Here is a 24,643-nt window from a genome sequence, read left to right on the forward strand (position 1 = left end):
AGGAACCGATCCCAGTCCGCTTCTTCATGTATTAGGTATACCAGATGCCAACGCGCACGCCACGCCCGTTCCGCCCGCCCGCCGAGGCGGGCGCCGCACCCGACGACCGCGGACGGCACGCGCACCGCGACCGGGCGGGCGACGCGCCGACCGGGGCCGACGGGGCCTCGGAAGCGAGCGTGGCGCCGGACCTCGCCGCCGCGATGTGGCTGGCGGCGTGGGGCGGGGGACGGACTCAGCGTGAGCGCGTTCCGCTGGTCGCGGCGCTTGGTCGCGTGACCGCCGACCCGGTCTGGGCGCAGCGGTCGTCTCCGGCGCAGGCGGTTGCCGCCGCCGACGGCATCGCCGTCTGCTCGCTCGAGACGGCCGGCGCCGCCGCCAACCAGCGCGTGCGGCTGGTGCCCCGGCAGTTCGAGCTGGTCAGCGCCGGCGATCCGCTGCCGCCCGGCCGCGACGCGGTGATCGCGCTCGAGCTGGTCGAGTGCGGCGGCGCCGGACGCGGGGCGTGGATCACCGCGCCGGCCGGACACGGGCAGCACGTGCGCGCCGGCGCCGACGACGTCGCGGCGGGCGAGCTGCTGCTCGTCGCCGGGCACCGGTTGCGGGCGCTCGACCTCGCGCTGGCCGCGGCCGCGGGCGTGACCGAGCTGACCGTCCGACGGCGCCCCGCGGTGGCGGTCATCCCGGTCGGCGACGTCGCCGCCACGGCGTCGCTGCTGCTCGACGGCCAGGCCCGGGAGGCGGGCTGCCTCGTCGAGCACGGGCCGACCGTCTCGCTCGAGCGCGCATTGCTGGACGCGGCCTGCACGACGGACCTCGTGATCGTCGTGGCCGGCCCGGGCACGATGCGCCCGCCGGGGCTGCCCGAAGTGCTCCGGCGCTGCGGGGAGGTGGTGGTGCGCGGCGTCGACGTGGCTTCCGGGCGCCCCGCGCTGCTCGGCCTCGTCCGCAACACGCCGGTGCTGGTGTGCCCGGCCTGCCCGGTCGCCGCGGCGTCCGCGTTCGCCGCGCTGGCGGAGCCGGTGCTGGCGGCGCTCTCCGGCGCGAGCCCCGCCCGTCGCGAGGAGACCGCGCAGCTGGCCGCGACGTGCGGGAGCCGCGGACGGCTGCCGGTCCGCCTGGCGACCGTGGAAGGACGCCGCGTCGCCGTGCCGGTGCGGCGCGGCGCGCAGGCGTTGAGCGGACTCGTCCGGGCGGACGGCTGGCTCGCGGACGCCGACGGCGACCACGAGCTGCCGGCCGGCCTCCCGGTCGTGGTCGAGCGGCTCCACGCCGACGCGCCCGCCACCGTGCTCGTGGCCGGCGCGCCCGACCCAGCGCTCGACCGGCTCCTGCTCGCGCACCGGGGACTCGGGTTCTGCGAGCTGACGCCGACGCAGGCGGTCGCGCTCGTCCGCGCCGGCGGCTGTCACGCCGCGGCGTTCTCCGGGGTGCTCGGCGAGCCGGCGGAGGAGCTCGAGGTCGTGCCGCTCGCCGACGTCGACCTCGTGATCGCCGGCGGACCCGCGCTCCGCGCCGACGCGCGGGTCGCGGTCGGCCCGCAGGGCACACCGGCGCACCGGGCCGTGGCGGCCGTCGTCGCGCCGCGCGACGTCGTGGCCGTGCGCTCCGACGCGGCGGCCTTCGCCGCGCTTGCGGCCGGGCACGCGGAGCTCGCGGTGGGCGCGGCCGCCGCCGTCCCTCCCGGGATGCCGACCACGGACCTCGGTCGCGCGCCGCTCAACCTGATCGTGCGGCGCGGCGCCGCCGAGCGCGACCCCGCCCTGCGTGCGCTGCTGGACACCGTCGCCCGCCTGCGCGAGCAGCGGTGAGTTGCATCCCGCGCGCGTGCGCCGGGCTGGTCGACGGCGCCTATCGCGCCTGGCAGGTGGCGCAGCTCGAAGCCGAGATCGCGCTCACCGCGTGGCGACTCGCCGGGACCGCCGCGGCCCATCGCGTGTACGTCGGCGCGCTCGACCGGGAAGCCGCGGTTGCACGCGAGCTGGAGGAGCTGTGCCGGGTCACACGGGCGCTGCGGTCGACCTGATCGGGCACGACCGCACCAAAGGCCAGCCGCGCCGTGCCGCTGGGCCAGCTTTCGCAGACGCGACGCGGCGGGACGCTGGGAACGTGCCTGCTACCACCCTTCACCCGCGCGGTCGTGTCGCCGCGCCGGCCATGACCGGCCGCTTCACCCGCTCGACGCTCGAGCGCCGGACCAAGATCGTGGCGACGCTCGGCCCGGCGACCGACGCGCCGGGCGTGCTGGATGCGCTGATCGCGGCCGGGCTGGACTGCGCCCGCCTGAACTGCTCGCACGGCACCGCCGAGGACCTGTCCCGGCGCGCGGAGGCGGTGCGGACGGCGGCGGCCCGCGCGGGCCGGCCGCTCGGGGTGATGTTCGACCTGCAGGGACCGAAGCTGCGCCTGGCGGCGGACACCGTCGAGCGGAGCCTGCGCTCGGGCGACCGGCTCGTGCTGAGCGAGCACGGGCGGCCGGGCGCCGCCGACCGCGCGGTCGTCGACTTCAAGGGCTTCTCGCGGCTCGTGACGGATCGCTCGGAGATCGTCATCGGTGACGGCGTCCCGCGGCTGGCGGTCGAGCACACCAGCAACGGCGACGTGCACGCGCGCGTCATCGCCGACGGGCGGATCGCTCCGAGCAAAGGTGTCAACGTGACCTTCGCGCAGCCCGAGCTGCCCGCGATCACCGAGAAGGACGTCGCGGACATCGCCCTCGCCGTCGAGCACGACGCGGACTTCGTCGCGCAGTCCTTCGTGCGCCACGGGGCCGACGTCGAGGACCTGCGCTGGCGCCTGAACGAGCTCGGCTCCCGCGCGCGGATCATCGCCAAGCTCGAGTCGGTCGAGGGCTACGACAACCTCGACTCGATCCTGGCCGCCGCGGACGGCGTGATGGTCGCCCGCGGGGACTACGGGGTGACGGCCGGCCTCGCCGGGATCCCGCTGATGCAGAAGGACGTGATCGCGCGCGCGGCGGCCGCCGGCAAGGCCGTGATCACGGCCACCCAGATGCTCGAGTCGATGATCGTGGCCTCCGAGCCGACCCGCGCGGAGGTCACCGACGTCGCCAACGCGGTGATCGACGGCACCTCGGCGGTGATGCTCTCCGCCGAGTCGAGCGTCGGCCAGCACCCGGTCCGCGCCGTCGCGGCGATGGCGACGATCGCCCACGCCGCCGAGGCGTACCCGGACCTCGGGCAGCGGAGCCGGAGCGCGAAGATCGAGGCGTGCACCTCCGACGACGCGGTCATGCACGCGGCCGTCCAGCTCGCCGACGAGCTCAGGGCCGCGGCGATCGTCGTCCCGACCGCCTCCGGCGCGTCGGCGCGCGCGTGCTCGCGCTACCGCCCACGCCAGCCGATCGTCGCGCTCGCCCATGACGCGGCGGTGGCCGAGCAGCTGACCCTCGAGTGGGGCGTGTACCCGGTCGCGGCCGAGATCGAGTCGTCGCTGGACGACCTCGTGGAGGTCGCGCTCGACCTCGCGCGCGACTTCGCGGGGCTGCGCAGCGGCGACCGGATCGTCGTCACGCACGGCCGCCAGCCGGGCGCGTCGGGCTCGACCAACGCGATCATCGACCTCGTGCTCCCGTGAGCGGGTCCGGCCGTGGCGTTCCGCGGCCGAGCGATCCCACGAATACCGGGGAAATACGTCGCGGAGAGGCTGGCGGACGCGGTAGGCAGCGGAGAGAATGCCGCTCGTGGCCGGGAGTCGGAGCACTATCTCGTCGCCGCACGTCGTACCTGCCGTCGTCCTGCTGGGGATCACGCTGCTGGGCTTCGTCGGCTCCGCGCTCCTCGCGCAGGCGGGAGCGCGTCAAGATGCGGGGCGCCGCGCGGATGTCGCCGCGGCGCAGATCCGCGCGCACGTGGAGCACGGCGCGTCCCTGAGCGCGGGCCTGGCCGGCTTCATGGCCACCTTCGACGCCGAGCGCGTGCCCACCGACGCGTTCGCGCGCGTCACGTCGCGGTGGCTGAGCCCGTCGGGCTTCCCGGCGGCCGCCTGGGTCGAGGACGTCCCGGGCGATCGGCGCGCGGCGTACGAGCGCCGGATCGGGCATCCGATCGTGGACCTCGGCGGACGCACGGGGGCCCCGGCGAGACCGCGCGGCGCCTACGTTCCCGCGACGTTCGTGTCGGGCGGGCCGCCGCTGTCGCGGCCCGGCGTGGACCTCGGGGGCGTTCCCGGCCTGCCCACGGCGATGTGGCGGGCGCGTGCGCTGCGTGTGCCGGGCGTCACGCCGCTGGCCGCGCTGCCCGACGGCTCGCGCGGGCTGTTCGTCATCAGCCCGGCCGAACGCCGCGACACGCGGCTGGGGTTCGCCGTCCTGTTCCTGTCGGAGGCGACGCTGCGGGCGGCCGTCACGGACATCCGCGATCTCCGCCTGGCCACCGCCGAGCAGCGCGGTCGGGTCGACTCCGTGCGACGGTCGTTCACGGTCGCCGGGCAGCGCCTCGACCTCGACATCGACCCGGGACCACCGCGGAACGCGGCCGCCGTGCTGCCGTGGATCGTGCTGGTCGGCGGCGTGCTGCTGGCCTGGCTCGCGGTCGCCTGGGGATCGAGCGCTTCGCGGCGCGCGCGGGCCCAGGAAGAGCTCGACCGGATCTTCATGCAGTCCAAGGACGTCATCGCCGTCCTCGACGCCCACGGCCAGGTGCGCCGGGTCAATCCGGGCGTGGAGCAGGTCCTCGGCTACACCCGCGACGAGCTCGTCGGTCAGCCCTACGCGGCGTTCGTGCATCCCGACGACCGCGCACGGACGGCGCTGCACGCCGCCGCGGTGGCCCGTGGCGATGTCCGGCAGACGTTCGAGAACCGCGTCGTGCACAAGGACGGCTCAGAGCGCGTGCTCGAGTGGCACGCGACACCGGCCGTCGAGGACGGCGTCGCCTTCGCCACGGGCCGCGATGTGACCGAGCGCCGGATCATCGAGACCGCGCTCGAGCGGATCGTGGGGGAGCAGACCGCGCTGCGCCGGGTCGCGACCCTGATCGCCCGCGGCGACCTGCCCGAGTCGGTGTTCCCGGCGGTCGTGGCCGAGGTCGGCCAGTTCCTCGAGGGCGATCTGGCCGGCATGGCGCGCTACGACGACGACGGCACGCTCACGGTCATGGCCTGGTGGTCGGCCGCCGGCGACCACTCGGCGGTCCGCGGCCGCTGGAAGATCGACGAGGGCGATCTCGTCGCCCGGATCATCGACTCGGGGCGGGCGGCGCGGATCGACGACTGGTCGACCGTCCCCGGTCGGACGGCGGCGCTGCTGCGCGACCGCATGGGCGTGCGGTCCTCGGTCGGGACCGCGATCCGGGTCGGCGGCCGGACGTGGGGTGGGTTGTGCGTCCATCGCAACGGACCGGATCCGCTCCCGGACGACACCGCGGACCGGCTCGAGGGATTCGCGGAGCTGATCGCGACCGCCGTGGCCAACGCGGAGGCCCGCGCCGAGACCGACGCGCTCGTCCGCGAGCAGACGGCCCTGCAGCGCGTGACGACGCTCGTGGCCCAGGCGGCGCCACCCGCGGCGGTGTTCGACGCCGTCGCCGCCGAGACGGCCGGCCTGCTCGACGCCGAGTCGGTCGTGGTGAGCCGCTACGACGCCGGACGGCAGCTCACCGCTCTGGCGCACTTCGGCGCGGTCGACGGCCCGGCGGACGGCTGCGCCCGCCGCGATGCCGACCGCGCGGAGGCGATCGTGCGCGAGACCGGGCACACGGCGCGCGTGGACCGCGTCGGTGAAGCGGGCGACGAGACACGCGCGGTCACGCTCGCCGCCCCCATCGTCGTGGAGGGCAGCACCTGGGGGGTGCTCACCGTGCGCAGCGTGACGCCGCCGCCCGGCGCGGACGCGCGGCTCGAGCAGTTCGCGCAGCTGCTCGGGACCGCGATCGCCAACGCCGACAGCCGCGACCAGCTGATGGCCTCGCGCGCCCGGCTGCTGGCGGCGGGGGACGAGGCGCGCCGGCATGTGGTGCGCGACCTGCACGACGGCGCGCAGCAGCGGCTGGTGCACGCGACGATCGCGCTCAAGCTCGCGTTGCGTGCGTTCGAGACGGGCGGCGACGACGCCCGGGCCCTGGTCGCCGAGGCGCTCGAGCACACCGAGCAGGGCAACGTGGCGCTGCGCGAGCTCGTGCACGGGATCCTGCCCGCGTTGCTGACCACCAGCGGCGTGCACGCGGCGATCGACGCGCTCGTGGAGAGCTTCGACGTGCCGATCGAGGTCGCGGTCACCGAGGAGCGCTTCGCGACCGAGATCGAGGCGAGCGCGTACTTCATCGTCGCCGAGGCGCTGACCAACGTCGTCAAGCACGCACACGCGTCCCGGGCCGTGGTGGCGGGCACGATCGAGCACGGCGTGCTGCACCTCGAGATCAGCGACGACGGCATCGGCGGTGCCGATCCGGCGGGCGGCGGGCTCGTCGGGATCCGCGACCGCGCGACCGCGCTGGGCGGCCAGCTCGAGGTCCACAGCCCGCCCGGCCACGGGACCCGCCTCACGGTGACGCTGCCGCTCTGAGCGCGGCGCGCACCGGGCGACGGGACAGGCAGGACCGGGAAAGAGACCAGCGGGCAGGCCCGGTCCGCCGTCGGATCCTGTGCGTCGATGCAACTGACGACGGCCGCTCGGTCCCACGGCCACGCGGTGCTGCGGGACCCCCATCTCAATCGCGGCACCGCGTTCACGCACTCCGAGCGCGCGGCGCTCGGCCTCGACGGGCTGCTGCCGCCGGCGGTCCAGTCGCTCGCCGACCAGGCCTGGCGGACCTACCAGCAGTACCGCGCTCAGCCGACGGTGCTGGCCAAGAACACGTTCCTCGCCGCGCTGCACGACCGCAACCGCGTGCTGTATTTCAAGCTGCTCGAGGATCACCTGAAGGAGCTGCTGCCGGTCGTCTACGCGCCCGGCGTCGCGGACGCGATCCAGCGCTACAGCCACGAGTTCCAGCGACCGCACGGCGTGTACCTCTCGGTCGACGATCCCGACGGCGTGGAGCGCGCGCTGCGCAACTACGGCCTGGGTCCGGAGGACGTCGACCTGCTGGTCGCGACCGACGCCGAGCAGATCCTCGGCATCGGCGACTGGGGCGCGAACGGGATGGTGATCTCGATCGGCAAGCTCGCGATCTACACCGCCGCGGCCGGGATCGATCCGGCCCGCGTGATCCCGGTCATGCTCGACGTCGGCACGGACCGCGAGTCGCTGCTCAACGACCCGCTGTACGTGGGGAGCCGCCACCGCCGGGTGCGTGGGGATCGCTACGACGCATTGGTCAGCACGTTCGTCGAGAGCGCGAGCCGCCAGTTCCCGCACGCGCTGCTGCACTTCGAGGACTTCGGCCCATCCAACGCCCGGCGGATCCTGCGGCGTTACCAGCGCTCGGCACGGGTGTTCAACGACGACCTGCAGGGCACGGGCGCCGTCGCGCTGGCGGCGGTGCTCGCGGGTCTGCGGGCGATCGGCAGCCACCCGAGCGAGCAGCGCGTCGTGATCTTCGGCGCCGGGACGGCCGGTGTCGGCATCGCCGACCAGGTCCGCGCGCTGATGATCCGGGCGGGGCTCGACGCCGACGAGGCCACGCGGCGCGTCTGGTGCATCGATCGTGACGGGCTGCTCGTCGACGACATGCCCGCGCTGCGCGATTACCAGCGCGCCTACGCGCGGCCCGCGCGCGAGGTCGCCGGCTGGGGGACGGGAGGCGTGATCGGCCTCGCCGAGGTCGTCGCGCGCGTGCACCCGACGATCCTCGTCGGCACCTCGACGGCCGGCGGCGCCTTCACGCGGCCGATCCTGCGTGAGCTCGCGACGCACGTCGACCGTCCGATCATCCTCCCGCTCTCGAACCCCACGGAGCGGATCGAGGTCGTGCCCGCGGACGCGATCGCGTGGACCGACGGACGCGCGCTGGTCGCGACGGGGACGCCGTGGGACCCGGTGTCCCACGGCGGCACCGAGCATGTGATCGCGCAGGCCAACAACGCGCTCGTGTACCCGGGGATCGGCCTCGGGACGATCGTCGCGCGCGCCGAGGCGGTGACCGACGGGATGCTGCTGGCCGCCGCGGAGGCGATGGCCGCCCTCGTCGACGCCGGCCAGCCCGGCGCCGGCCTCCTGCCGCCGGTCGAGGAGCTGCGGACGATGTCGGTCGCCGTGGCGGTGGCCGTCGCACGCCAGGCGCTGCGCGACGGCGTAGCCCACGCCGAGCTGCCCGACATCCCGCAGGCGGTGCTCGACGCGATGTGGCACGCCTCCTACCGGCCGCTCGACGTTCGATGACCCGACGACCTGGAGGATCCACAGAGCTGAGCGCCGGGATCTCGTAGCTTCACGGATTGTCCGGGCGGGCCGGCGCGGCCACCGTTCCCGGCATGCTCACTCGTCTGACGCGACGCGCCGCGGTTGGAGCCGCAGGCGTGCTCGCGGGCTGCGCGCTCGCCCTGCCCGCCACGTCCATCGCGGCCCCCACGCCGCTCACGCCGTTCCTCGACGGCCTGCTGTCCAACGTCACCACCTACTGGGACCAGACGGACGCCGCGCTGGGTCGACCGGCCCCGGCGGTCGGGCACGTCTGGGTCGCGCCGGGCGCCAAGGTGGCGACAGCGTGCGGCGCCGAGGCCGACGACGGCTCCGCGTTCTACTGCTCCGCCGACGACACGATCTACGTCGGCCAGCGGTTCGCCGGCGAGCTCTACGACGGCGTGCTCGCGTCGCTGCCCGGACAGCGTGCGGGGTTCGGTCGCGCGGCCGGCGCCGTCGCCGTCGGCTACGTGATCGCGCACGAGTTCGCGCACAACGTGCAGGCCGAGCGCAGGCTGCCGACGAACCCGCTGCACGTGCTGCCGATCGAGCTGAACGCGGACTGCCTGGCCGGCACGTACACGCGCTGGGCGTACGGCCAGGGCGAGGTCACGGACGCCCAGGTCGAGCAGGTGCTGGACGCGGCGCTCGCGGTCGGCGACTTCGACTTCCTCTCCCCGCAGCACCACGGCACGCCGCGCCAGCGCCGCCAGGCCGTGCTGACGGGGTTCGACAGCGGCCGGCCGGCCGCGTGCGACGCGTACCTGCTGAGCTGATCGGACGGCCAGGCGGGGCCGCCTGCGAGGACAGGTGAGGCGGCATCCGCGCGCCGGGACGATCCGAGGTCATGAACCGAGCACGGATCGACCAGGCCGTCGGCGCGGACAGCGGCGTGCGCGGGTACGCCGCGACGGCGCGGCGGTGCCAGGAGCGCATCGCGCAGGTGCGGCGCGCGCTGGAGCCGGCGCTGCGCGCCGTCGACGACGCCGCGCAGCGCGGGGCGGGGGTCGAGGCGGCCGCCGACCACGCGCTGCGGCTGGCCCTCGAGCTCGACGCGCTGGAGCGCGTGCAGGCGCGCGTCGACGCGTGGCTGCGGCTCGTGGGCGGCGTGGACGCGAACGAGGACTGGCTCGCGCCCTTCGGCAAGGCCCCGGCCTGAGCGTCCGCGCGCTCACCCGGGGCTGCTGGTCAGCTCCTGGACCTTGAGCGCCAGGAAGAGGATCTGCAGGTCGTGCATGAGCGTCGGGTCGCGGCCGCTCACCGTCGCGATCCGGCGTAGCCGGTACACGACGGTGTTGGCGTGCACGGTCAGCACGGCGGCGCTCCGGGTCAGGTTGGCGCCCGAGTCGACGTAGGCGCGCAGCGTCGGCAGCAGCTCCGCGCGATGGTCGCGGTCGTAGTCGATCAGCGGCTGCAGCGTGTCGCGCAGGATCCGCTGGGCGTGCGGGCTCGAGCGCACCATGTGGTCGACGAGGACGTCGTCGAGCGTCACGGCGCGCCCCTGGATGCCCATCCCGACCGCGATGTCCACCGCTTCGCGGGCTTCGGCGTAGGCGGTGGCGATCGCGCGCCGGCCGAGGTGCCAGCCGCTCATGCCGACGGCGACGGCGCCGTCGAGCCGGCGGCTGAGCTCAGAGCACTCGGCCCTGACCGTCTCGATCGTCAGCGGCGTCGCCGCCGGGTAGAGCGCGACGACGTCGCCCTGGCGGACCCCCACCAGGAGCGCGGCGTGGCCGGGTTGCAGCACGTCGCGTGCGGTGGTCACGACGCGGTCGAACGTCAGCGCGTCCTGGTACGGCGGCTTGCGGCTGTCGTCGCGCGGCGTGTCCTTGGGGCGCGCCACGATCACGATGAAGTCCTCGCCGATCCGCCGGTGCAGGGACCGGGCGATCCGGCGGACGTTCTCGCTGTCCCCGCGGCCGGCGAGCAGCCCGTCGAGCAGATCGCGGCTGAGCAGCCCGCGGTGGTTGACCTCGTCCAGGTAGGCGTGCGCGATCGTGTTGGCGACGGCGTCGATGTAGCGCCAGGCCCGCTGCCCGATCTCGAGCGCGGCCTCGACCTCGTCCGGGTCGTCGATCTCGACCACCTCGAGCAACATCTCCCACAGGGTCTCGCCCCAGAGCAGGGCGGTGCGCAGCAGCGCCTCGAACGAGATGCCCATGTGCACGCGCCGCGCGCCGACCGCCCGCGCGGACGCGAGCAGCGCCTCGCTGACCGGCTCGTTGCGGGTGACGCCGGACAGGAACGCCTCGACGTTGGCCTGCGCGAAGCCGCGCGCCTCGTCGAGCTCGGCCTCGTCGAGCTGCTGGAAGCCGACGAGCCACTCCCGGTAGCGATCGACAGCGCGGCTGGCGATCTCGTCGCTGCGCGTGCACAGCCGCTGGACGACCACGACGAGCGCCTGCTCGCGGCTCTTGCTCACCGCCACGATCGCAACCGGACGCTTGCGGATCCTACGAACGGCACCCTTCGGAGTCCTCGGTTTGCCCAATTGGGCCGGCGAAAACCCGTACATACCTTCTCAGGCATGCGAATCAGCTTTGCCCGAGCTGGTGTCGCAGCGGCGTGCGCGCTGCTGGCGGCGACCATCTCGCTCACACCCGGGGTGGCCCACGCCGCCGCCGGAGGCACGCTCACGACCGGCACGTACGCGAACGCCGCCGGAGAGCTCAAGTACCAGCTCTTCGTCCCCTCGAGCTACCAGCCGGGCACGTCCGTCCCGTTGGTCGTCGGACTCCACGGCTGCACCCAGACGTCCGACAAGTTCCGCCTGCTGTCCCGGCTCGACGAGCTCGCCGCCGAGCGCAACTTCATCGTCGTCTATCCGGAGCAGCCGTCGTCCAGCAACCGGCTGGGCTGCTGGAACTGGTACACGGCCGCGCACGTGAGCCGCGACGCGGGCGAGCCGTCCCTGATCGCGGGGATCACGAGGACCGTGCAACAGGCCTACGGCGCGGACGCCAAGCGCACGTTCGTCACGGGCCTGTCGGCCGGTGGGGCGATGGCGACGGTGATGGGCGTGACCTACCCCGACCTGTACGCCGCGGTCGGCGTCGGCTCGGGGTGCGAGTACACGGGCGGTGCCGCGTGTGCGGGCTACAAGAGCGACGACCCGGAGCTGGCCGGCAAGCGCGCCTACGACGCGATGGGCGCTTACGCGCGCGTGATGCCGTTCATCGTCTTCCAGGGCGACGAGGACAAGACGGTCCCGCCGGTCAACGCGGACCAGCTCGTGCGCTCGCAGCAGGTCGCGTCCGACTACGCCGACGACGGCAGCAAGAACGGCTCGATCCCGCAGAAGGCGGTCAAGACGACCACCGGACGCAAGCAGGGCGGGCGGCAGTACACGACGCGGCTGTACTCCGACGGCAAGGGCCATGAGCTCGGCCAGTACTGGACCGTGCACGGCATGGCGCACGCCTGGTCGGGTGGCAGCGCGGACCAGCAGTACTCGGACCCCGCGGGCCCGGACGAGAGCGCGGCCATGTACGACTTCTTCCTCAAGCATCCGCTCGGCGAGCCTGGTCCGCCGCTGGGCGGTGGCGGCACGACGCCGGGCATCCCGGGCGCCCCTCAGCCGAGCTGGCCGATCCCGGAGTGGCCGCCACCCGGAGCTCCCGGCCTGCCTCAGCTGCCCGGGATGCCCGGCCTGCCGCAGCTGCCGGGGATGCCGCAGCTGCCCGGAATGCCGCAGCTGCCGGGCCTGCCCGGCTGGCCGAAGCCGTCGCGCGGCTGAGGGATCTCCGAAGCGGCTCACCCTCTCAGGGGTACGCGGGCCGGCCAGGTCGCTGACTGGCCCGCGGACCAGCCCGCATGGGTCCGCCGGGGCATGCTCCGCGCGCGCCTGCTCACGCGAGCATGGACGTTCCTGACTTCGCTGATGAAAGGATCTTCCATGCTGTCACGACGAACGCCGCTGCTCGCGGCGCTCGCCACCGGTGCCGCGCTCGCCTCGGCGGCGCCGGCGGCGCACGCGGTGACGATGCCCAACCTCAAGCTCGGCGCCCCGGCGAACCTGCAGCTCCCGATCGCCCCGGGCATCGGCGGCATCGGCGGTTACGGCGGCGGCTACGGCGGCCTGACCACCGGCAAGCTGTGCGGCAACTCGGTCTACCCGGACGCCGCCGGTCCCTCCGGGAGCAACAACCAGACGGTCTGCAACTGGGGCGGCCTGACCTTCGTCGGACCGTCGACCGCGGTCACCAGCGTGGTCGGGCCGACGATCATCAGCCCGGGCTTCGTGGGCACGATCATCACGAGCTCCGGCAACGTCGGCATCGGCTGAGCCCGGTGAGCCGGACCCTCAAGCGCAGCGTCGCCGTCGCCACGCTGAGCGCCGTCGCGGCGCTGGCGCCGGCGGCCGGCGCGGGCGCGCAGGCGACGAGCCCGCCGCTCACCTTCGTCCCGCCGAAGGTCGGGTCGATCACGGTCGTGATCGGCCCGGTGATCATCGGCGGGCGCGTGATGAGCCCCGGCATCAACCTGACGTTGACGCCGGCGGCGATCCCCACGTTCACGCTGCCCGCGTTCGAGTGGCCACGCCGCTAGGCGAGCCAGAACGCAGACAGCGGCCCGGCCATGCGCTTCGTGCACATGGGCGGGCCGCTGTCGTCGTGGGGGAGGGTCAGCCGAACGCCAGCACGTCGAGCTTGACGCCGTGGACGGTGTAGTCCTGCCCGGCCTGCGCACACGAGTTGGCGAAGCTGGCGGTCACCGTGCGCGGCGTGTCGTTGTCGGGCTCGGACAGCGTCCCGACGACGATCGGCATCGTGATCCGGCCCGCGGGGACGAGCGGGGCGATGGCGACGGTCGTGGCCTGTCCGTCGACCGAGAAGATCACGTTGTTGCCGAGCGAGCCCGTGCACCCGGAGGGCACGGTCAGGTCGACGCTGCCGACCACCAGGTTGACCTGCCCGGCGCCCTGCGTCCACGTGGCGCCGGTCAGGGGCACGCTGGTCTGGGCGCCGTTCTTCGCGGTCACCGCACCGGTGCCCCGCGCGCGCACCGCGACCGACGCGCTGCCGTCGTGGCCCGGGTCGCCCTTGCCGCCGGGGACGCCCTGCACACCCTGCGGGCCGGGCTCGCCCTGCGGACCCTGGAGGCCGTCGAAGCCGCGGTCGCCGTCGGCGCCGGCAGAGCCGGTGTCGCCCTTGATCCCTTGCAGGAACGTGCCGGCTTTGAAGTCCGACGCGGTCAAGGAGCCGTTCTTGACGTTCCCGCTGGTGACGCTGTTGGGCGCCAGCTTGGCGTTGGTGACCGCGCGCTTGGCGATCGTGGTCGTCGTCACGCTGTTGGGCGCGAGGCGCACGGCGGCGTACGAGCTGCCGCCCAGGGCGATGAAGAGCGCGACGTAGCCGACGGCATTGCCGCGCAGATGGGCGGATAAGCGATGCATGATGCTGACCTCTGAGGTCGGGGGCAGAAGTGGGTGAAGCGCGAAAGTCAGAGGCGCCGGAAGCGCCACGTGGCGAGCACCGCGGAGACGACCAGGATCCCCACGGACCACGCGAGCGCCGACGGCACCGCGGCGGTGGTGTCCGCGCCGGAGCTGAGCTCCCGGAGCGCGTCGGCCACCCGCGTGACGGGCTGCGCCTCCGCGATCGACCGCAGCCAGCCGGGGAACGTCGCCGGCGACGTGAAGATCGACGAGGCGAAGACGAGCGGGAAGGTGACGATGAAGCCGAGCATCGTCGCGCTCTCCGCGTTGCGCGCGGCGAGGCCGACCAGCGTGAACAGCCACGAGCAGGCGTAGCCGAACAGCAGCGCGACGCCGAGGCCGGCCGCGACCTGCGCCGGCGTGCCGCCGAAGCGGAAGCCGACCAGCAGGCCGAGGGCGATCAGGATCCCGATCGTGTACGCGAGCCGCAGCAGGTCGGCGAGCGTGCGCGCGGCGAGGATCGCCGTGCGACTCGTCGGCAGCGCGCGCAGGCGGTCCGTCACCCCCTTCGCGAGGTCCTCGGCGACGCCGACCGCGGAGGATGAGCCGCCGAACAGCGACGTCTGGATGATGATCCCCGGGATCAGGTAGTCGACGTAGCTCGGATAGCCCGGTACGTGGATCGAGCCGCCGAACACGTAGCGGAACAGCAGCACGAACATCACCGGCGTGATCGTCGCGAGCGCCAGCAGCTGCGGCGTGCGCAGCGCCAGCCGCAGGTTGCGGCCCGTGAGCAGCAGCGTGTCGCTGACGAAGGCGCGCGGCCCACCCGTGCGGGCGCGGATGATCATCGGAGCGCTCATGCGGCCGCCTCGCTCGGCTTGCGGACCGTGTGCACCCACGCGCCGGGGAGCGCGGCGCCGGTCAAGGTCAGGAACACGTCGTCGAGCGATGGGCCGCGGACCCCGAGGTCGGCCACGGGGATCTCGGCCTCCTCGATCCGCCGGGCGGCGGCGAGCAGCGTGGTCACGCGCTCGGTCGCCGGCACGGTCACCTTCTGCGCGCGCACGTCGACGACGGGCTTGCCCGGGCCGAGGCCGCGCAGCAGCTTCGCGAGCCGGTCCAGGTCGGCGGGGCGCGTCGCACGCACCTCCAGCACGTCGGTGCCGACCCGGCGCTTGAGCTCGTCCGGGCGGCCTTCGGCGATCACCGCGCCGCGCTCGATGATCACGATCCGGTTCGCGAGGCGGTCGGCTTCCTCGAGGTACTGCGTGGTCAGCAGCAGCGTCGTGCCGTCCCGGATCAGGTCCTCGATCAGCGTCCACAGCTCGGCCCGCGAGTGCGGGTCGAGGCCCGTGCTCGGCTCGTCCAGGAGCAGGATCGGCGGCCGTCCGGTGAGGCTCGCGCCGAGGTCGATCCGGCGCCGCATCCCGCCCGAGTAGGTCTTGACCATGCGGTCGGCGGCGTCGGTCAGCCGCAGGCGCTCGAGCACCTCCTCGGCGCGGAGCTTCGCGGTGCGCCGGTCGAGGCCGTAGAGCCGGCCGACGAGCTCGAGGTTCTCGCGCCCGGTCAGCATCTCGTCGACGGCCGCGAACTGGCCGGCGAGGCCGATCACCGAGCGGACGGTGGGGGCGTCGCGGACGGCGTCGATGCCGGCGATCCGGACCGACCCCGCGTCGGGCGCGAGCAGGGTCGAGACGATCCGGACGAACGTCGTCTTGCCGGCGCCGTTGCGGCCGAGCAGCGACAGCACGGTGCCGGTCTCGACGCTCAGGTCGACGCCGTCGAGGGCCGTCACCGAGCCGAAGGCCTTCCGAAGCCCTTCGGCGATGATCATGGGGGTGCTGGACACAGGCGCTCCTTTGGCCTAGCGGGCGCTGCAGCCCTGAATTCGAAGCACCCGGCCCGACGGGCGCTGCACCGTGAGGACGCCGTCGGCGCGCAGCGTGATCCGCAGCGGCAACGGCTTGGCGTTCGCGCCCCGGTCGCCGTCGAGGTCGAGCACCCCGACGCGGCGGCCGTTGACCCGCAGCACGAGGCTCGTGCCCCGCGGCAGCCGCAGCTGCGTGCGCGAGCCGTCGAGCCGCGCCCGCTTGCGGGCACACCCGCGCAGGTTGATCTCGAGGCTCCCGCGCCCGTTGCGGTCGCTCGCGGCGACGTTCGCCGCCGACTGCGGGCTCTGCGTGGTCGCGCTCGTGGTCGACGAGCTGTTGCTGTTGTTCGTCGTGGTCGTCGTGGTCGTGACCGGCGCGGCGATGACCGTGATCGGCGCGGTGGTCGTCGTGGTCGTGATCGTCGTGGTGACGGTGACGACGTAGATGACCGTCCCGCCGAGGTCGGGGACCTCGGGCAGCCCGGGCACGATCGGGGTCGCGGTGGGCGCGGCGGTCGGGGTCGGCGTCGGAGTCGGCTCGGGCGTAGGCGTCGGAACGGGCTCCGCGGAGTCGGCCCCCGCAGGCACCGCTTGAGCGGCGAGCAGAGCGGCGGCGGCCGTCGCGACGGCCCACGGGCGTGCTGGCATCGCTACAGCTTGCGGGCGCTCCCGGCACGCCCCCGCTGGCCCGAGTGACAGCGCGTGCTGACCACGGGAACGGTCCGCGCAGGGGGCCCGCGCCGGCGCCTACCGCGACGTCAGCGCCCGTGGGGCCGTCAGGACCTCGACATCCGCCGGCGCGGGGACCCAAACGTACGTGGCGTGCGGTGACCGGAGCCGCGGCCGCTCCGTGGTGAGCACATTCAGGCGCCGGAGGGCACAAGGTGAAGGCGCGACACGCCCTTCGGCCAGCGCGCCGCCGTCCGTGCCGTCACAGCCTTGGACGAGGGGCCGGACAACGCGCACGGAGGTAGCAATGTGTGGCATCACCGGTTGGATCGCGTTTGACCGTGACCTCGCCACCGAACGGCCCGTCGTCGACGCGATGACGGAGACGATGGCCTGTCGCGGCCCGGACGCGGCGGGGACCTGGATCGACGGCCACGCCGCGCTCGGCCACCGACGGCTCGCGATCATCGACCTCGACGGCGGCGTGCAGCCGATGACCGTCCACACGCCCGACGGTCCGGTCTCGATGGTCTACAGCGGCGAGGCTTACAACTTCCGCGAGCTGCGCGACGAGCTCCAGGCCGCCGGCGTGGGCTTCCGCACCGACAGCGACACCGAGGTCGTCCTGCGCGCGTACGTCCACTGGGGCGACGGCCTCGCCGAGCGGCTCAACGGCATGTACGCGTTCGCGATCTGGGACGGGCGCCGGCAGCGGCTCGTGCTGATCCGCGACCGCCTCGGGATCAAGCCGCTGCTCGTCTACCGGACGCCCGACGGCGTGCTCTTCGGCTCCGAGCCCAAGGCGATCCTGGCCAACCCGCTCGCGCGCCGCGTCGTCACCGCCGACGGCCTGCGCGAGCTGTTCGCGTTCGTCCGCACGCCACGTCACGCCGTCTGGGCGGGCATGCGGGAGGTCGAGCCGGGCACCGTGCTCGCCGTCGACCGCGACGGCCTGCACGAGCGCCGCTACTGGGCCCTGCGCACGCACCCGCACGAGGACGACCTCCCGGTCTCGCTCGCCCACGTGCGCGACCTGCTCGACGACATCGTGCGCCGCCAGCTGATCGCCGACGTGCCGCGCTGCGTCCTGCTCTCCGGCGGGCTGGACTCGAGCGTCGTCACCGCGCTCGCCGCGCAGTTCCTGCGCGAGGACGGCGAGCGCGTGCGCAGCTTCGCGGTCGACTTCGTCGGGCAGACGGAGCGCTTCCAGGCCGACGGGCTGCGCCCGACGCCCGACACGCCCTACGTGCACGACGTCGCCGAGCACGTCGGCGCCGCCCACACCGACATCGTGCTCGACAACGAGACGCTGACGGACCCGGACCTGCGGCGCCGGGTGATCGCCGCGCACGACCTCCCGGTCGGCCTGGGCGACATGTACGCGTCGCTGTACCTGCTCTGCCAGGCGATCCGCGAGCGCTCGACGGTGGCGCTCTCGGGCGAGTCGGCCGACGAGCTCTTCGGCGGCTACCAGCAGTTCCACGACCCCGTCATCCAGCACGCGCACGCGTTCCCGTGGCTGGCGGTCGGCCAGACGTTCGGCATGCACCCGGACGCGATCCTCGCCCCGGACGTCGCCGCGCTGCTCGACCTGCCCGGATACCGCGCCGCGGCGTACGAGAGCGCGATCGCCGAGGTCGAGCACCTCGACGGCGAGACCGGGCTCGAGGCGCGCATGCGCACCGCCACGTACCTGCACGTCACGCGTTTCCTGCGCTACCTGCTGGACCGCAAGGACCGCATGAGCATGGCGGTCGGGCTGGAGGTGCGCGTGCCGTTCTGCGACCACCGGCTGGTGGAGTACGTGTACAACGCGCCGTGGGCGATGAAGACCTACGACGGCCGCGAGAAGAGCCTGCTGCGCGGGGCGGCGCGCGACCTGTTGCCGCGCTCCGTCGCCGAGCGGGTCAAGAGCCCGTACCCGTCGACGCAGGACCCGCACTACCTCGCGGCGCTGCAGGTGCAGGCGCGAGCGGTGCTCGAGCGCGCGGGCGGCGTGCTCGAGCTCGTCGACCGCGGCTGGCTCGAGCGTGCGGTGCAGCCGGCGGCGCCGCTGTCGGTCGGCGATCGGCACGGGCTCGAGTGGACGCTGAACCTCGACACCTGGCTCGACGTCCACGAGCCGCAGGTCCTGGTGTGAGCCGGTCGCCCGGGCGCGGCGGTCGAGCGCGCCCGGGCGACCGCGTCACATCTCCATGCCGCCGTTGACCGCGATCACCTGGCCGGTGATGTACGCGGACGCGTCCGACACGAGGAACTCGACCGCGCGGGCGACCTCCTCGGGGCGGCCGAGCCGGTTGAGCGGCACCTGCGCGCGGATGCCGTCGAGGACCTTCCCGGGCACGGTCGCGAGCATGTCGGTCTCGACGAAGCCGGGGGCCACGGCGTTGACGGTCACGTTGCGCCCGTCGGGGTCGAGCCGCTCCGCGCGCTTGAGCATGAACGCCGCCTCCTTGGCCAGCGACATCGTCAGCCCGAACAGCCCCGACTTGGACGCGGCGTAGTTCACCTGGCCGACGTTGCCCGTCTGCCCGATGATCGAGGAGATGTTCACGATCCGGCCGGCGGCCTGCTCGAGCATGTGCGGCAGCGCCGCCTGCGCGGTGAAGAACGCGCCCGACAGGTTGACCGCGAGCACGCGGTGCCAGTCGTCGTCGCTCATCCGGAGCGTGATCCGGTCGGCGGTGATGCCGGCGTTGTTGACCAGGATGTCGAGGCGCCCGCAGCGGTCGAGCACCTCCTGCACCGAGCGCCGGCACTCGTCGGGCGAGCTGATGTCGCTGCGGTGGACCGAGATCGGCACCTCGGTCCAGGCGCAGTCGGCCGTGAAGCGGGCCGCGGACGCCTCGTCGTGCGCGAAGCCGGCCACGACCGTCGCGCCGCGCGCCGCCAGCCGCCGGCTGATCGCGGCGCCGATGCCGCGGGTCCCGCCGGTGACGAACGCGACGCGCCCGGACAGGTCGTCGTCCAGCTTCGGCGCGGTCTCGCCGTGGGTCTCGATGATGGCCATGGCGACTAGGGGGCCAGGACCTGGCGGGCGAACCGGCTGGAGGCGCTGAGCATGTCGCGGGCGAACGCGGCGCGGGCCCGCAGCAGGCGGCTCATCCACTCGACGTCAGTCGCGTCGGCCAGCTTGTCGTCGGCGTCGGCGAACATCCCGAGCGTCTGCTCCATGGCGTCGGTGGCCTCGAGCATCGTCTTGCGGCCACTGGCAAGCAGCTCCTCGTGGCCGACGCGGAGCGCCGCCACGATCTTCTCCGGGTCCTGCGTGAACGTCTCTGGCATGGGGGTCTCCCTGTTAGGCAGCGCGTTGCATGGGGGATGGGGGCGTCGCCGGGACCGCGTGACGCTGCGGCACGCGGACGGCGGGTTGCAGCAGCCCGAGCTGCTGCCCGTGATGGACGGCGGCCGCGCGGTTGCGCACGTCCAGGCGCCGGTAGATCAGCGTCGTGTGGTGCTTGACGGTGTCCACGGACAGCCCGAGGATCTGAGCGATGGTGCGGTTCGTCGCGCCCTGCGCCATCAGCTCGAGGATCTGCTGCTGACGGCCGGAGAGCGCGCCGCGCGCCACGTCGGAACGCCAGACGAACGGGTCCTCGCCCATGGCGACGGTGCGGATGCTGTTGACGAACTCCGTGGCGGGGACGTCCTTGGCGACGAAGCCCAGGGCGCCCGCCTCGCGCGCGGCGTGCTGGGTGATCGAGCGCGCGCTCGACGTGAGCAGCACGCGCACGTCGCGGGCGCGCTCGCAGATCGCGGCCGCGATCTCGGTGCCGAACTCGTCTCCGACGAAGAGGTCGATGACCGCGACGCGCGGGGCGTGGCGCTCGGCGAGCAGGACGGCGTCCGCGCCGCGGCGCGCGCCGATGATCCGCGTCACCCACTCCTGGCGTTGCAGGACGACGCGCAGGCCGACATGGATCAGGTCCTGGTTGTCGACGAGCAGGACGCTGCCGCGGGCGGGGAACTTCACGACGGCCATGCGGGTCACGTGTACGTGAGGAGGTCGCCGCGGTGCGCGATCAGGACGTCCCGCAACGTGGTGGGGGACTGGCCGGTGATCGCGGTCGCCGCCGGGTCGACGACCTCGTAGTAGCCCTCCCGGATCGCGCGGCCGAAGGCGGCGATCGCCTTCGCGACCGGCTTGGGCGCGCCGTTGCGGGTCAGGCCCCAGGTCAGCACGCGGTCGCCGAGCTGGATCAGCTTGACCGCGCGGCCGCTGACCTCGGAGAGCAGGTCGACCAGCTCGCTCTGCGAGATCGCCTCGCCGGAGGTGACGTCGTAGGTCTGCTCCTCGTGGCCGTCGGTGGTGAGCACCGTGGCGGCGACGCGGGCGACGTCGTGGCGGGACACGTACCCGAGCCGCCCGTTGCCGGCGTTCGTGTAGAGCTTGCCGCCGGCGACGGCGAGCGCTCCGGGCTGCACCTGCAGCTCCGCGAAGGTCGCGTTGCGCAGGATGGTCCAGGAGACCTTCGTGGCGCGCAGGATGTCCTCGGTCTGGCCGTGCTCGGTGGCGACCGGGCCGACCGGGTGCCGCGGGACCGGGTTCAGGAACGACGTGTAGACCACGTGCTCCACGCCGGCGGCCACGGCGGCTTCGATGGCGGCCTGGTGCTGCGCGACCCGCCGGCCCACGGCCAGCGTGCTGATCAGCAGCATCTGCTCCCCACCGGCGAACGCGGCAGGCAGGGTGTGCGGCGCGTCGAAGTCGCCGTGGCGCACCGTGGCGCCACGCGCGGTCAGGTCCTGCAACGCCTCGGGGTGGCGCGTCACGAGCACCAGCTCCGAGGCGGGCGACCGCTCGAGCAACTCCTCCGCGACGAGGCGCCCGAGGTGTCCGGACGCCCCGGTGACGATCGTCGACACAGGCAATCTCCGTTTCTTGTGAGCCGGCGCGCGGGGTACGCGGCGCTCGACGGCAACGAAGCTATGGCCGCGCTGGCCCGAATGGGACTGGTCCGAGCGCCAGCTCGACCCGCCCAACGGGGCGGCCCTTCGACGCGCGGGGCACAAGGGCCGGTGGGTGCGCGTCCTCGGTCCAGTGTGCCGGTCGCCGGGGCGGGGCGACATTGACGGACAGCCTGCCCCCTACCGACAGGACCTTTCGGAATGCACAACATCACGTCTCCCGGACGCCTCAACGGCCGGCGTGTCGTGCCGGCCGCCGCGGCGGCGTTGACCGCCGTGGCGCTGGCCGCGCCGGGCGCGAACGCGCAGACCTCACCGATCGCCGTCGACGTCGCCCAGGACTCCGTGCTCGTGACCGGGCTGCCGTTCGGCCAGGCGAAGCTGCAGATCACGCGTCCGGACCTCCGGACCGGGTCGCCGGTCGTGATCGGCGAGATCTCGGGCCTCTCGCTCTTCGGCTTCCCGTTCGGGGCCAACACGACCGCGCCGACGTTGCTGAACCCGCTCGGCGACTGCTGGCAGGCGGGCGTGCTCGCCCTCGCCAACAACGCGGGCCTGACGCCGGACATCCTGCCCGGTGACACGGCCACGGTCGTGGGCGGCCCGACCTACACGGTGCCCGCCGACACGCCGCTGTCCAACGGCTCACCCGGCGGCCCGATCTCCGGCTGCGACACGGTGTCCCTGTTCGGCAAGAACATCGTCACCGACGCGCAGTTCTCCGGTCCGGGCACCGACCTGGCCGTCGCCGGACACGCGCAGCCGGGAGCCAAGGCCGTCTCGGTGTTCGTCAAGGACGCGAACGGCGTCGCGTCCGAGCCGGTCGACGCCACGCTCGCCGCCGACGGCAGCTACACCGCGACGGTCCCGGTGGCGAAGCTCGCCGGGCTCGCCGACGGGAAGGTGACCGTCGCCGGCGACTACAACATCCCGGATGTCGCCACCGGCACGCTGGCCCACGTCGGCGGCGTGACGATGGAGGCCGAGAAGAGCACCCCGGCCGCCCCGCCGCGCAGCGAGCCGCCGGCCAACCCCGGCCCGCCGGCGGCACCGGCGAAGATCGCCCTGTCCGGCCTGTTCATGCGGTCGGCGATCAAGGCCAAGTCCGTCGCCGCGGGCAAGCTCCGCGTGTCGTTCATCACCCCGACCGGCGCCCAGTTCGTCCGCGTCCGCCTGTGGCGGCCCGGCCAGACCGCGGCGCTGAACGTCGTCGCCGCCGGCACGCCGGGCAAGCGCCAGACCGTGGCGTTGACCGGCGCGAAGGCGAGCAAGCTCAAGAAGGGCGCGACCTACAACGTGACCGTGAGCGCCAGCCCGCTGAAGACGATGTTCGTCGGCCCGTCGCTGCGAGCCAAGGTGCGCATCCGCTAGCCGGTCCGCACGACCACCGCTGAAGGACCCGAACGGCCCCGGACTGCTCCGGGGCCGTTCTGCGTCTCGCACGTGCGCGCGTGCGCGCGCGCCCGAAGGTGCTCAGCAGGCCGGTTCCGGCGGCGCCGCCGCGCGGCGTCCGCGCACCTTCGATGAGTGACTTCCAGACGCTACATACTCGTGGCGACGCTGCTCCTGATCTCGCTCTCCGTCGTCCCTACGGCCGCGAGCGCGCGCTCGCGCCCGCTGATCGTCGGGGGGACGGTCGCGCCGGCCACCGCGTGGCCGTCCGTCGCCTACCTCTACGGGGTCGTCCCCAAGCCGGACGGCGCCGACACGGCGTACGCGTGCACCGGGACCGTGATCGCTCCACAGTGGATCCTGACCGCCGCCCACTGCACGCAAGGGCGCACGGGCGAGCCGTTGCGCACGTTGACCGCGACGCTCGGCGCCGCCGACCACGACGACCCGCGCGCCGACGCGGTCCCGATCGACCGGGTCGTCCAGGACGGCTACGACCCCGAGCGCAACCGCAACGACGTCGCGCTCGTGCACCTCGCACGGCCGACGTCGCAGCCCGCGATGCGGATCGCGACCGGCGCGGACAACCTCGTCAGCCCCGCCGACCGGCCCAACGCCGCCGGCTGGGGCGCGACCGACACGTCCGGCACCGAGTTCACGCCCGCGCTCCAGCAGGGCTACCTGCAGATCTGGTCCGCCGCCGACTGCGCGACCGTCAGCAGCGACTTCGACCCGCAGACGCAGGTCTGCGCCGGCACGACGGGCCGGACCGGCGCGTGCTTCGGCGACAGCGGCGGGCCGCTCGTGCAGTTCGACGCGATCACGGGCGAGCCGGTGCTGTGGGGCGTCACGAGCTACGCGCCGCAGGACGGCGGACCGCCCTGCGCGCTCTCGCACCCGGTCGTCTACTCGCTGGTGCCGGCGTTCGCGTCGTTCATCACGTCGACGCTGACCGCCTCGCCCTCGCTGCCCCCGAGCATCGTGCCGTTCCCCGTGCCGGAGCCCGAGGCCGAGCCGGACGAGCTCGAGCCGGCGGTCGGGCCGAGCGACCTCCGCGTCCGCGAGCGCATCTCCTTGGGCGCCGCGCGCGCCGGGAAGCTGCGCGCCTCGGTGGTCGTGCCCACCGACGCCCGCTACCTCCGTGTGCGGCTCTCGCGCCGCGGCGACACCCGCGTCCTGCGGATCGTCCACGCCGACCTGCCCGGGGAGCGCCAGGCGTTCGCGCTCCGCGGCCGCGGGCTCTCCAAGCTGCGGCGCGGGCGCTACACGCTCACCGTCGGCGCGGGTCCGAGCCGCGACGGGCTGACGTCCGCCGTCGTGCGCGCGTCCATCCTCGTCCGCTGATCGACGTCCAGAGCCACCGGAGGGCGAACGGCCCCTCCGGTGGCTCGGCGTCCTTCGGTCAGGTGCCGAAGTCGGCGGTGTAGGTGCGGCCGTCGTGGTCGCTCAGGTCCGGCACGGGGACGCCGAACGCGCGCCCCACGCCGACGACCCGGAACCGCGGGTCCAGGAGGATCTCGCGGTGCTCGGCGCTCGCCATCCACGCGGCGACGGTGGCCACCGGGGTGGCCAGCTCACCGGTTCCCCAGGCGAGCGTCTCGCCGGCCGCCCAGGACCGGCGGCCGCGCGCCCACGCGGTGCGGGCGACGCGGGCGCCGAAGTCGCCGTGGGCGAAGCGCCGGCGGGCGACCATGGCGACCGAGTGCGAGCGGGCGATCGCGGCCAGCGACCGGTCGCCGCGCACGAGGCGCAGGCCGTGGGCGCTGCGCTGGACGTTGATCGCGCAGATGACCGCCGCGACGTCGCCCCTGCAGCGCGGCCGTGCGGACGACACGGCCGGCACGGCCACGACCGCCGCGGCCATGACGACCGCGGCGACCCTGGCCAGCACGGCCAGGGAGCTCAGCTCTGCGTCCGGCGGTGGTTGGGCGCTGGGGAGGCCGCCCGGAACCGGCGGGTGGATCCGTCACGCTGCGCCGCCGCGGGCTGGTGGGCGCGGATCTGCTCCACGGCCATCAGGAACTGCCGGCGCGTCTGGTCGAGATCCGCCTGCGTCGGGGTCACTGCCTTGTGGGTGCGGTGCGTCATGTGACGACCTCCTCATCGGGGTTGTGTACAGCCA

Annotated in this window: 24 protein-coding genes; 13 read left to right on the forward strand and 11 right to left on the reverse strand. The window is 74.0% G+C overall.

Annotated features, from left to right (window positions below):
* Nucleotides 1–44: 44 nt before the first annotated feature.
* From C8N24_RS23925 to C8N24_RS23955, 7 genes are all read left to right on the forward strand, one after another.
* The gene (locus tag C8N24_RS23925) at nucleotides 45–1,811 is read left to right on the forward strand and encodes a hypothetical protein (RefSeq protein WP_121254882.1); all 1,767 of its coding nucleotides are present in this window, start codon (nucleotides 45–47) and stop codon (nucleotides 1,809–1,811) included.
* Nucleotides 1,808–2,026: a hypothetical protein gene (locus C8N24_RS23930; protein ID WP_121254884.1), complete on the forward strand. Its 219-nt coding sequence runs from the start codon at nucleotides 1,808–1,810 to the stop codon at nucleotides 2,024–2,026. Before C8N24_RS23925 ends, C8N24_RS23930 begins: the two co-directional genes overlap by 4 nt.
* 83 nt (nucleotides 2,027–2,109) lie before the next feature.
* Nucleotides 2,110–3,597 carry a pyruvate kinase gene (gene pyk, locus C8N24_RS23935; protein WP_147447959.1) on the forward strand — a complete coding sequence of 496 codons (1,488 nt, stop codon included), beginning with the start codon at nucleotides 2,110–2,112 and terminating at the stop codon, nucleotides 3,595–3,597.
* Between the two features lie 106 nt (nucleotides 3,598–3,703).
* Nucleotides 3,704–6,523 (forward strand): GAF domain-containing protein, encoded by a 2,820-nt coding sequence (locus C8N24_RS23940; protein WP_170179365.1) that lies wholly within the window; start codon nucleotides 3,704–3,706, stop codon nucleotides 6,521–6,523.
* Between the two features lie 87 nt (nucleotides 6,524–6,610).
* Complete coding sequence (locus tag C8N24_RS23945) at nucleotides 6,611–8,281, forward strand: NAD-dependent malic enzyme (RefSeq protein WP_121254889.1); 1,671 nt, start codon at nucleotides 6,611–6,613, stop codon at nucleotides 8,279–8,281.
* A 92-nt stretch (nucleotides 8,282–8,373) separates the two neighbouring features.
* Nucleotides 8,374–9,078, forward strand: coding sequence for a neutral zinc metallopeptidase (locus C8N24_RS23950; protein ID WP_121254891.1), 705 nt, complete (start codon nucleotides 8,374–8,376; stop codon nucleotides 9,076–9,078).
* 71 nt (nucleotides 9,079–9,149) lie between these two features.
* The gene (locus tag C8N24_RS23955; RefSeq protein WP_121254893.1) at nucleotides 9,150–9,461 is read left to right on the forward strand and encodes a hypothetical protein; all 312 of its coding nucleotides are present in this window, start codon (nucleotides 9,150–9,152) and stop codon (nucleotides 9,459–9,461) included.
* Between the two features lie 12 nt (nucleotides 9,462–9,473).
* On the opposite strand, the gene C8N24_RS23960 is transcribed toward C8N24_RS23955, so the two are convergent.
* Nucleotides 9,474–10,724, reverse strand: coding sequence for a PucR family transcriptional regulator (locus C8N24_RS23960; RefSeq protein WP_147447960.1), 1,251 nt, complete (start codon nucleotides 10,722–10,724; stop codon nucleotides 9,474–9,476).
* Between the two features lie 105 nt (nucleotides 10,725–10,829).
* Between C8N24_RS23960 and C8N24_RS35420 the strand changes: the two genes are divergently transcribed.
* The 3 genes from C8N24_RS35420 to C8N24_RS23975 all read left to right on the forward strand — a co-directional run bounded on the left by C8N24_RS35420 (nucleotide 10,830) and on the right by C8N24_RS23975 (nucleotide 12,850).
* Nucleotides 10,830–12,038: an extracellular catalytic domain type 1 short-chain-length polyhydroxyalkanoate depolymerase gene (locus tag C8N24_RS35420; RefSeq protein ID WP_121254897.1), complete on the forward strand. Its 1,209-nt coding sequence runs from the start codon at nucleotides 10,830–10,832 to the stop codon at nucleotides 12,036–12,038.
* Nucleotides 12,039–12,197: 159 nt separating this feature from the next.
* Nucleotides 12,198–12,587, forward strand: coding sequence for a hypothetical protein (locus C8N24_RS23970; RefSeq protein ID WP_121254899.1), 390 nt, complete (start codon nucleotides 12,198–12,200; stop codon nucleotides 12,585–12,587).
* Nucleotides 12,588–12,592: 5 nt separating this feature from the next.
* Complete coding sequence (locus C8N24_RS23975) at nucleotides 12,593–12,850, forward strand: hypothetical protein (RefSeq protein ID WP_121254902.1); 258 nt, start codon at nucleotides 12,593–12,595, stop codon at nucleotides 12,848–12,850.
* Between the two features lie 76 nt (nucleotides 12,851–12,926).
* Here C8N24_RS23975 and C8N24_RS34255 read toward each other — a convergent pair whose 3' ends face one another.
* The 4 genes from C8N24_RS34255 to C8N24_RS23995 are packed head-to-tail and all read right to left on the reverse strand — an operon-like array spanning nucleotide 12,927 to nucleotide 16,200.
* Complete coding sequence (locus C8N24_RS34255; protein ID WP_170179366.1) at nucleotides 12,927–13,697, reverse strand: collagen-like triple helix repeat-containing protein; 771 nt, start codon at nucleotides 13,695–13,697, stop codon at nucleotides 12,927–12,929.
* A gap of 47 nt (nucleotides 13,698–13,744) precedes the next feature.
* On the reverse strand, nucleotides 13,745–14,542 hold the full coding sequence (locus tag C8N24_RS23985) for an ABC transporter permease (protein WP_121254904.1): 798 nt from the start codon (nucleotides 14,540–14,542) through the stop codon (nucleotides 13,745–13,747).
* Nucleotides 14,539–15,531 (reverse strand): ATP-binding cassette domain-containing protein, encoded by a 993-nt coding sequence (locus tag C8N24_RS23990; protein ID WP_245971959.1) that lies wholly within the window; start codon nucleotides 15,529–15,531, stop codon nucleotides 14,539–14,541. The genes C8N24_RS23985 and C8N24_RS23990 overlap by 4 nt, the downstream gene beginning before the upstream one ends.
* Before the next feature lie 15 nt (nucleotides 15,532–15,546).
* The gene (locus C8N24_RS23995; protein ID WP_170179367.1) at nucleotides 15,547–16,200 is read right to left on the reverse strand and encodes a hypothetical protein; all 654 of its coding nucleotides are present in this window, start codon (nucleotides 16,198–16,200) and stop codon (nucleotides 15,547–15,549) included.
* 328 nt (nucleotides 16,201–16,528) lie between these two features.
* Here C8N24_RS23995 and asnB point away from each other — a divergent pair, with 328 nt between their 5' ends.
* Nucleotides 16,529–18,361 (forward strand): asparagine synthase (glutamine-hydrolyzing), encoded by a 1,833-nt coding sequence (gene asnB, locus C8N24_RS24000; RefSeq protein ID WP_121254911.1) that lies wholly within the window; start codon nucleotides 16,529–16,531, stop codon nucleotides 18,359–18,361.
* A gap of 45 nt (nucleotides 18,362–18,406) precedes the next feature.
* Here asnB and C8N24_RS24005 read toward each other — a convergent pair whose 3' ends face one another.
* The 4 genes from C8N24_RS24005 to C8N24_RS24020 are packed head-to-tail and all read right to left on the reverse strand — an operon-like array spanning nucleotide 18,407 to nucleotide 21,087.
* Nucleotides 18,407–19,231: a 3-oxoacyl-ACP reductase family protein gene (locus tag C8N24_RS24005; protein ID WP_121254913.1), complete on the reverse strand. Its 825-nt coding sequence runs from the start codon at nucleotides 19,229–19,231 to the stop codon at nucleotides 18,407–18,409.
* Nucleotides 19,232–19,236: 5 nt separating this feature from the next.
* The gene (locus tag C8N24_RS24010; RefSeq protein WP_121254915.1) at nucleotides 19,237–19,506 is read right to left on the reverse strand and encodes a hypothetical protein; all 270 of its coding nucleotides are present in this window, start codon (nucleotides 19,504–19,506) and stop codon (nucleotides 19,237–19,239) included.
* 13 nt (nucleotides 19,507–19,519) lie between these two features.
* Nucleotides 19,520–20,203, reverse strand: coding sequence for a response regulator transcription factor (locus C8N24_RS24015; protein WP_121254917.1), 684 nt, complete (start codon nucleotides 20,201–20,203; stop codon nucleotides 19,520–19,522).
* A gap of 5 nt (nucleotides 20,204–20,208) precedes the next feature.
* Nucleotides 20,209–21,087, reverse strand: coding sequence for an SDR family oxidoreductase (locus tag C8N24_RS24020; RefSeq protein WP_170179368.1), 879 nt, complete (start codon nucleotides 21,085–21,087; stop codon nucleotides 20,209–20,211).
* A gap of 243 nt (nucleotides 21,088–21,330) precedes the next feature.
* Between C8N24_RS24020 and C8N24_RS24025 the strand changes: the two genes are divergently transcribed.
* The gene (locus C8N24_RS24025; RefSeq protein ID WP_121254922.1) at nucleotides 21,331–22,500 is read left to right on the forward strand and encodes a hypothetical protein; all 1,170 of its coding nucleotides are present in this window, start codon (nucleotides 21,331–21,333) and stop codon (nucleotides 22,498–22,500) included.
* A gap of 180 nt (nucleotides 22,501–22,680) precedes the next feature.
* The gene (locus C8N24_RS24030) at nucleotides 22,681–23,865 is read left to right on the forward strand and encodes a S1 family peptidase (protein WP_170179369.1); all 1,185 of its coding nucleotides are present in this window, start codon (nucleotides 22,681–22,683) and stop codon (nucleotides 23,863–23,865) included.
* Nucleotides 23,866–23,923: 58 nt separating this feature from the next.
* Here C8N24_RS24030 and C8N24_RS24035 read toward each other — a convergent pair whose 3' ends face one another.
* Nucleotides 23,924–24,412, reverse strand: a complete 489-nt coding sequence (locus tag C8N24_RS24035; protein ID WP_121254926.1) for a CAP domain-containing protein — start codon at nucleotides 24,410–24,412, stop codon at nucleotides 23,924–23,926.
* An 11-nt stretch (nucleotides 24,413–24,423) separates the two neighbouring features.
* Complete coding sequence (locus C8N24_RS24040) at nucleotides 24,424–24,609, reverse strand: hypothetical protein (RefSeq protein WP_121254928.1); 186 nt, start codon at nucleotides 24,607–24,609, stop codon at nucleotides 24,424–24,426.
* Nucleotides 24,610–24,643: the final 34 nt, after the last annotated feature.

Origin of the sequence: Solirubrobacter pauli (assembly GCF_003633755.1) — a bacterium.
Lineage (GTDB): Bacteria > Actinomycetota > Thermoleophilia > Solirubrobacterales > Solirubrobacteraceae > Solirubrobacter > Solirubrobacter pauli.

Coding starts and splice junctions, on each gene's coding strand:
- C8N24_RS35420 (WP_121254897.1), top strand. CDS start 10,830: ATGCGAATCAGCTTTGCCCGAGCTGGTGTCGCAGCGGCGTGCGCGCTG.
- C8N24_RS24005 (WP_121254913.1), bottom strand. CDS start 19,231: ATGGCCATCATCGAGACCCACGGCGAGACCGCGCCGAAGCTGGACGAC.
- C8N24_RS24015 (WP_121254917.1), bottom strand. CDS start 20,203: ATGGCCGTCGTGAAGTTCCCCGCCCGCGGCAGCGTCCTGCTCGTCGAC.
- C8N24_RS23950 (WP_121254891.1), top strand. CDS start 8,374: ATGCTCACTCGTCTGACGCGACGCGCCGCGGTTGGAGCCGCAGGCGTG.
- C8N24_RS24040 (WP_121254928.1), bottom strand. CDS start 24,609: ATGACGCACCGCACCCACAAGGCAGTGACCCCGACGCAGGCGGATCTC.
- C8N24_RS23945 (WP_121254889.1), top strand. CDS start 6,611: ATGCAACTGACGACGGCCGCTCGGTCCCACGGCCACGCGGTGCTGCGG.
- C8N24_RS34255 (WP_170179366.1), bottom strand. CDS start 13,697: ATGCATCGCTTATCCGCCCATCTGCGCGGCAATGCCGTCGGCTACGTC.
- asnB (WP_121254911.1), top strand. CDS start 16,529: ATGTGTGGCATCACCGGTTGGATCGCGTTTGACCGTGACCTCGCCACC.
- C8N24_RS23985 (WP_121254904.1), bottom strand. CDS start 14,542: ATGAGCGCTCCGATGATCATCCGCGCCCGCACGGGTGGGCCGCGCGCC.
- C8N24_RS24010 (WP_121254915.1), bottom strand. CDS start 19,506: ATGCCAGAGACGTTCACGCAGGACCCGGAGAAGATCGTGGCGGCGCTC.
- C8N24_RS23995 (WP_170179367.1), bottom strand. CDS start 16,200: ATGCCAGCACGCCCGTGGGCCGTCGCGACGGCCGCCGCCGCTCTGCTC.
- C8N24_RS24025 (WP_121254922.1), top strand. CDS start 21,331: ATGCACAACATCACGTCTCCCGGACGCCTCAACGGCCGGCGTGTCGTG.
- C8N24_RS23955 (WP_121254893.1), top strand. CDS start 9,150: ATGAACCGAGCACGGATCGACCAGGCCGTCGGCGCGGACAGCGGCGTG.
- C8N24_RS23925 (WP_121254882.1), top strand. CDS start 45: ATGCCAACGCGCACGCCACGCCCGTTCCGCCCGCCCGCCGAGGCGGGC.
- C8N24_RS23970 (WP_121254899.1), top strand. CDS start 12,198: ATGCTGTCACGACGAACGCCGCTGCTCGCGGCGCTCGCCACCGGTGCC.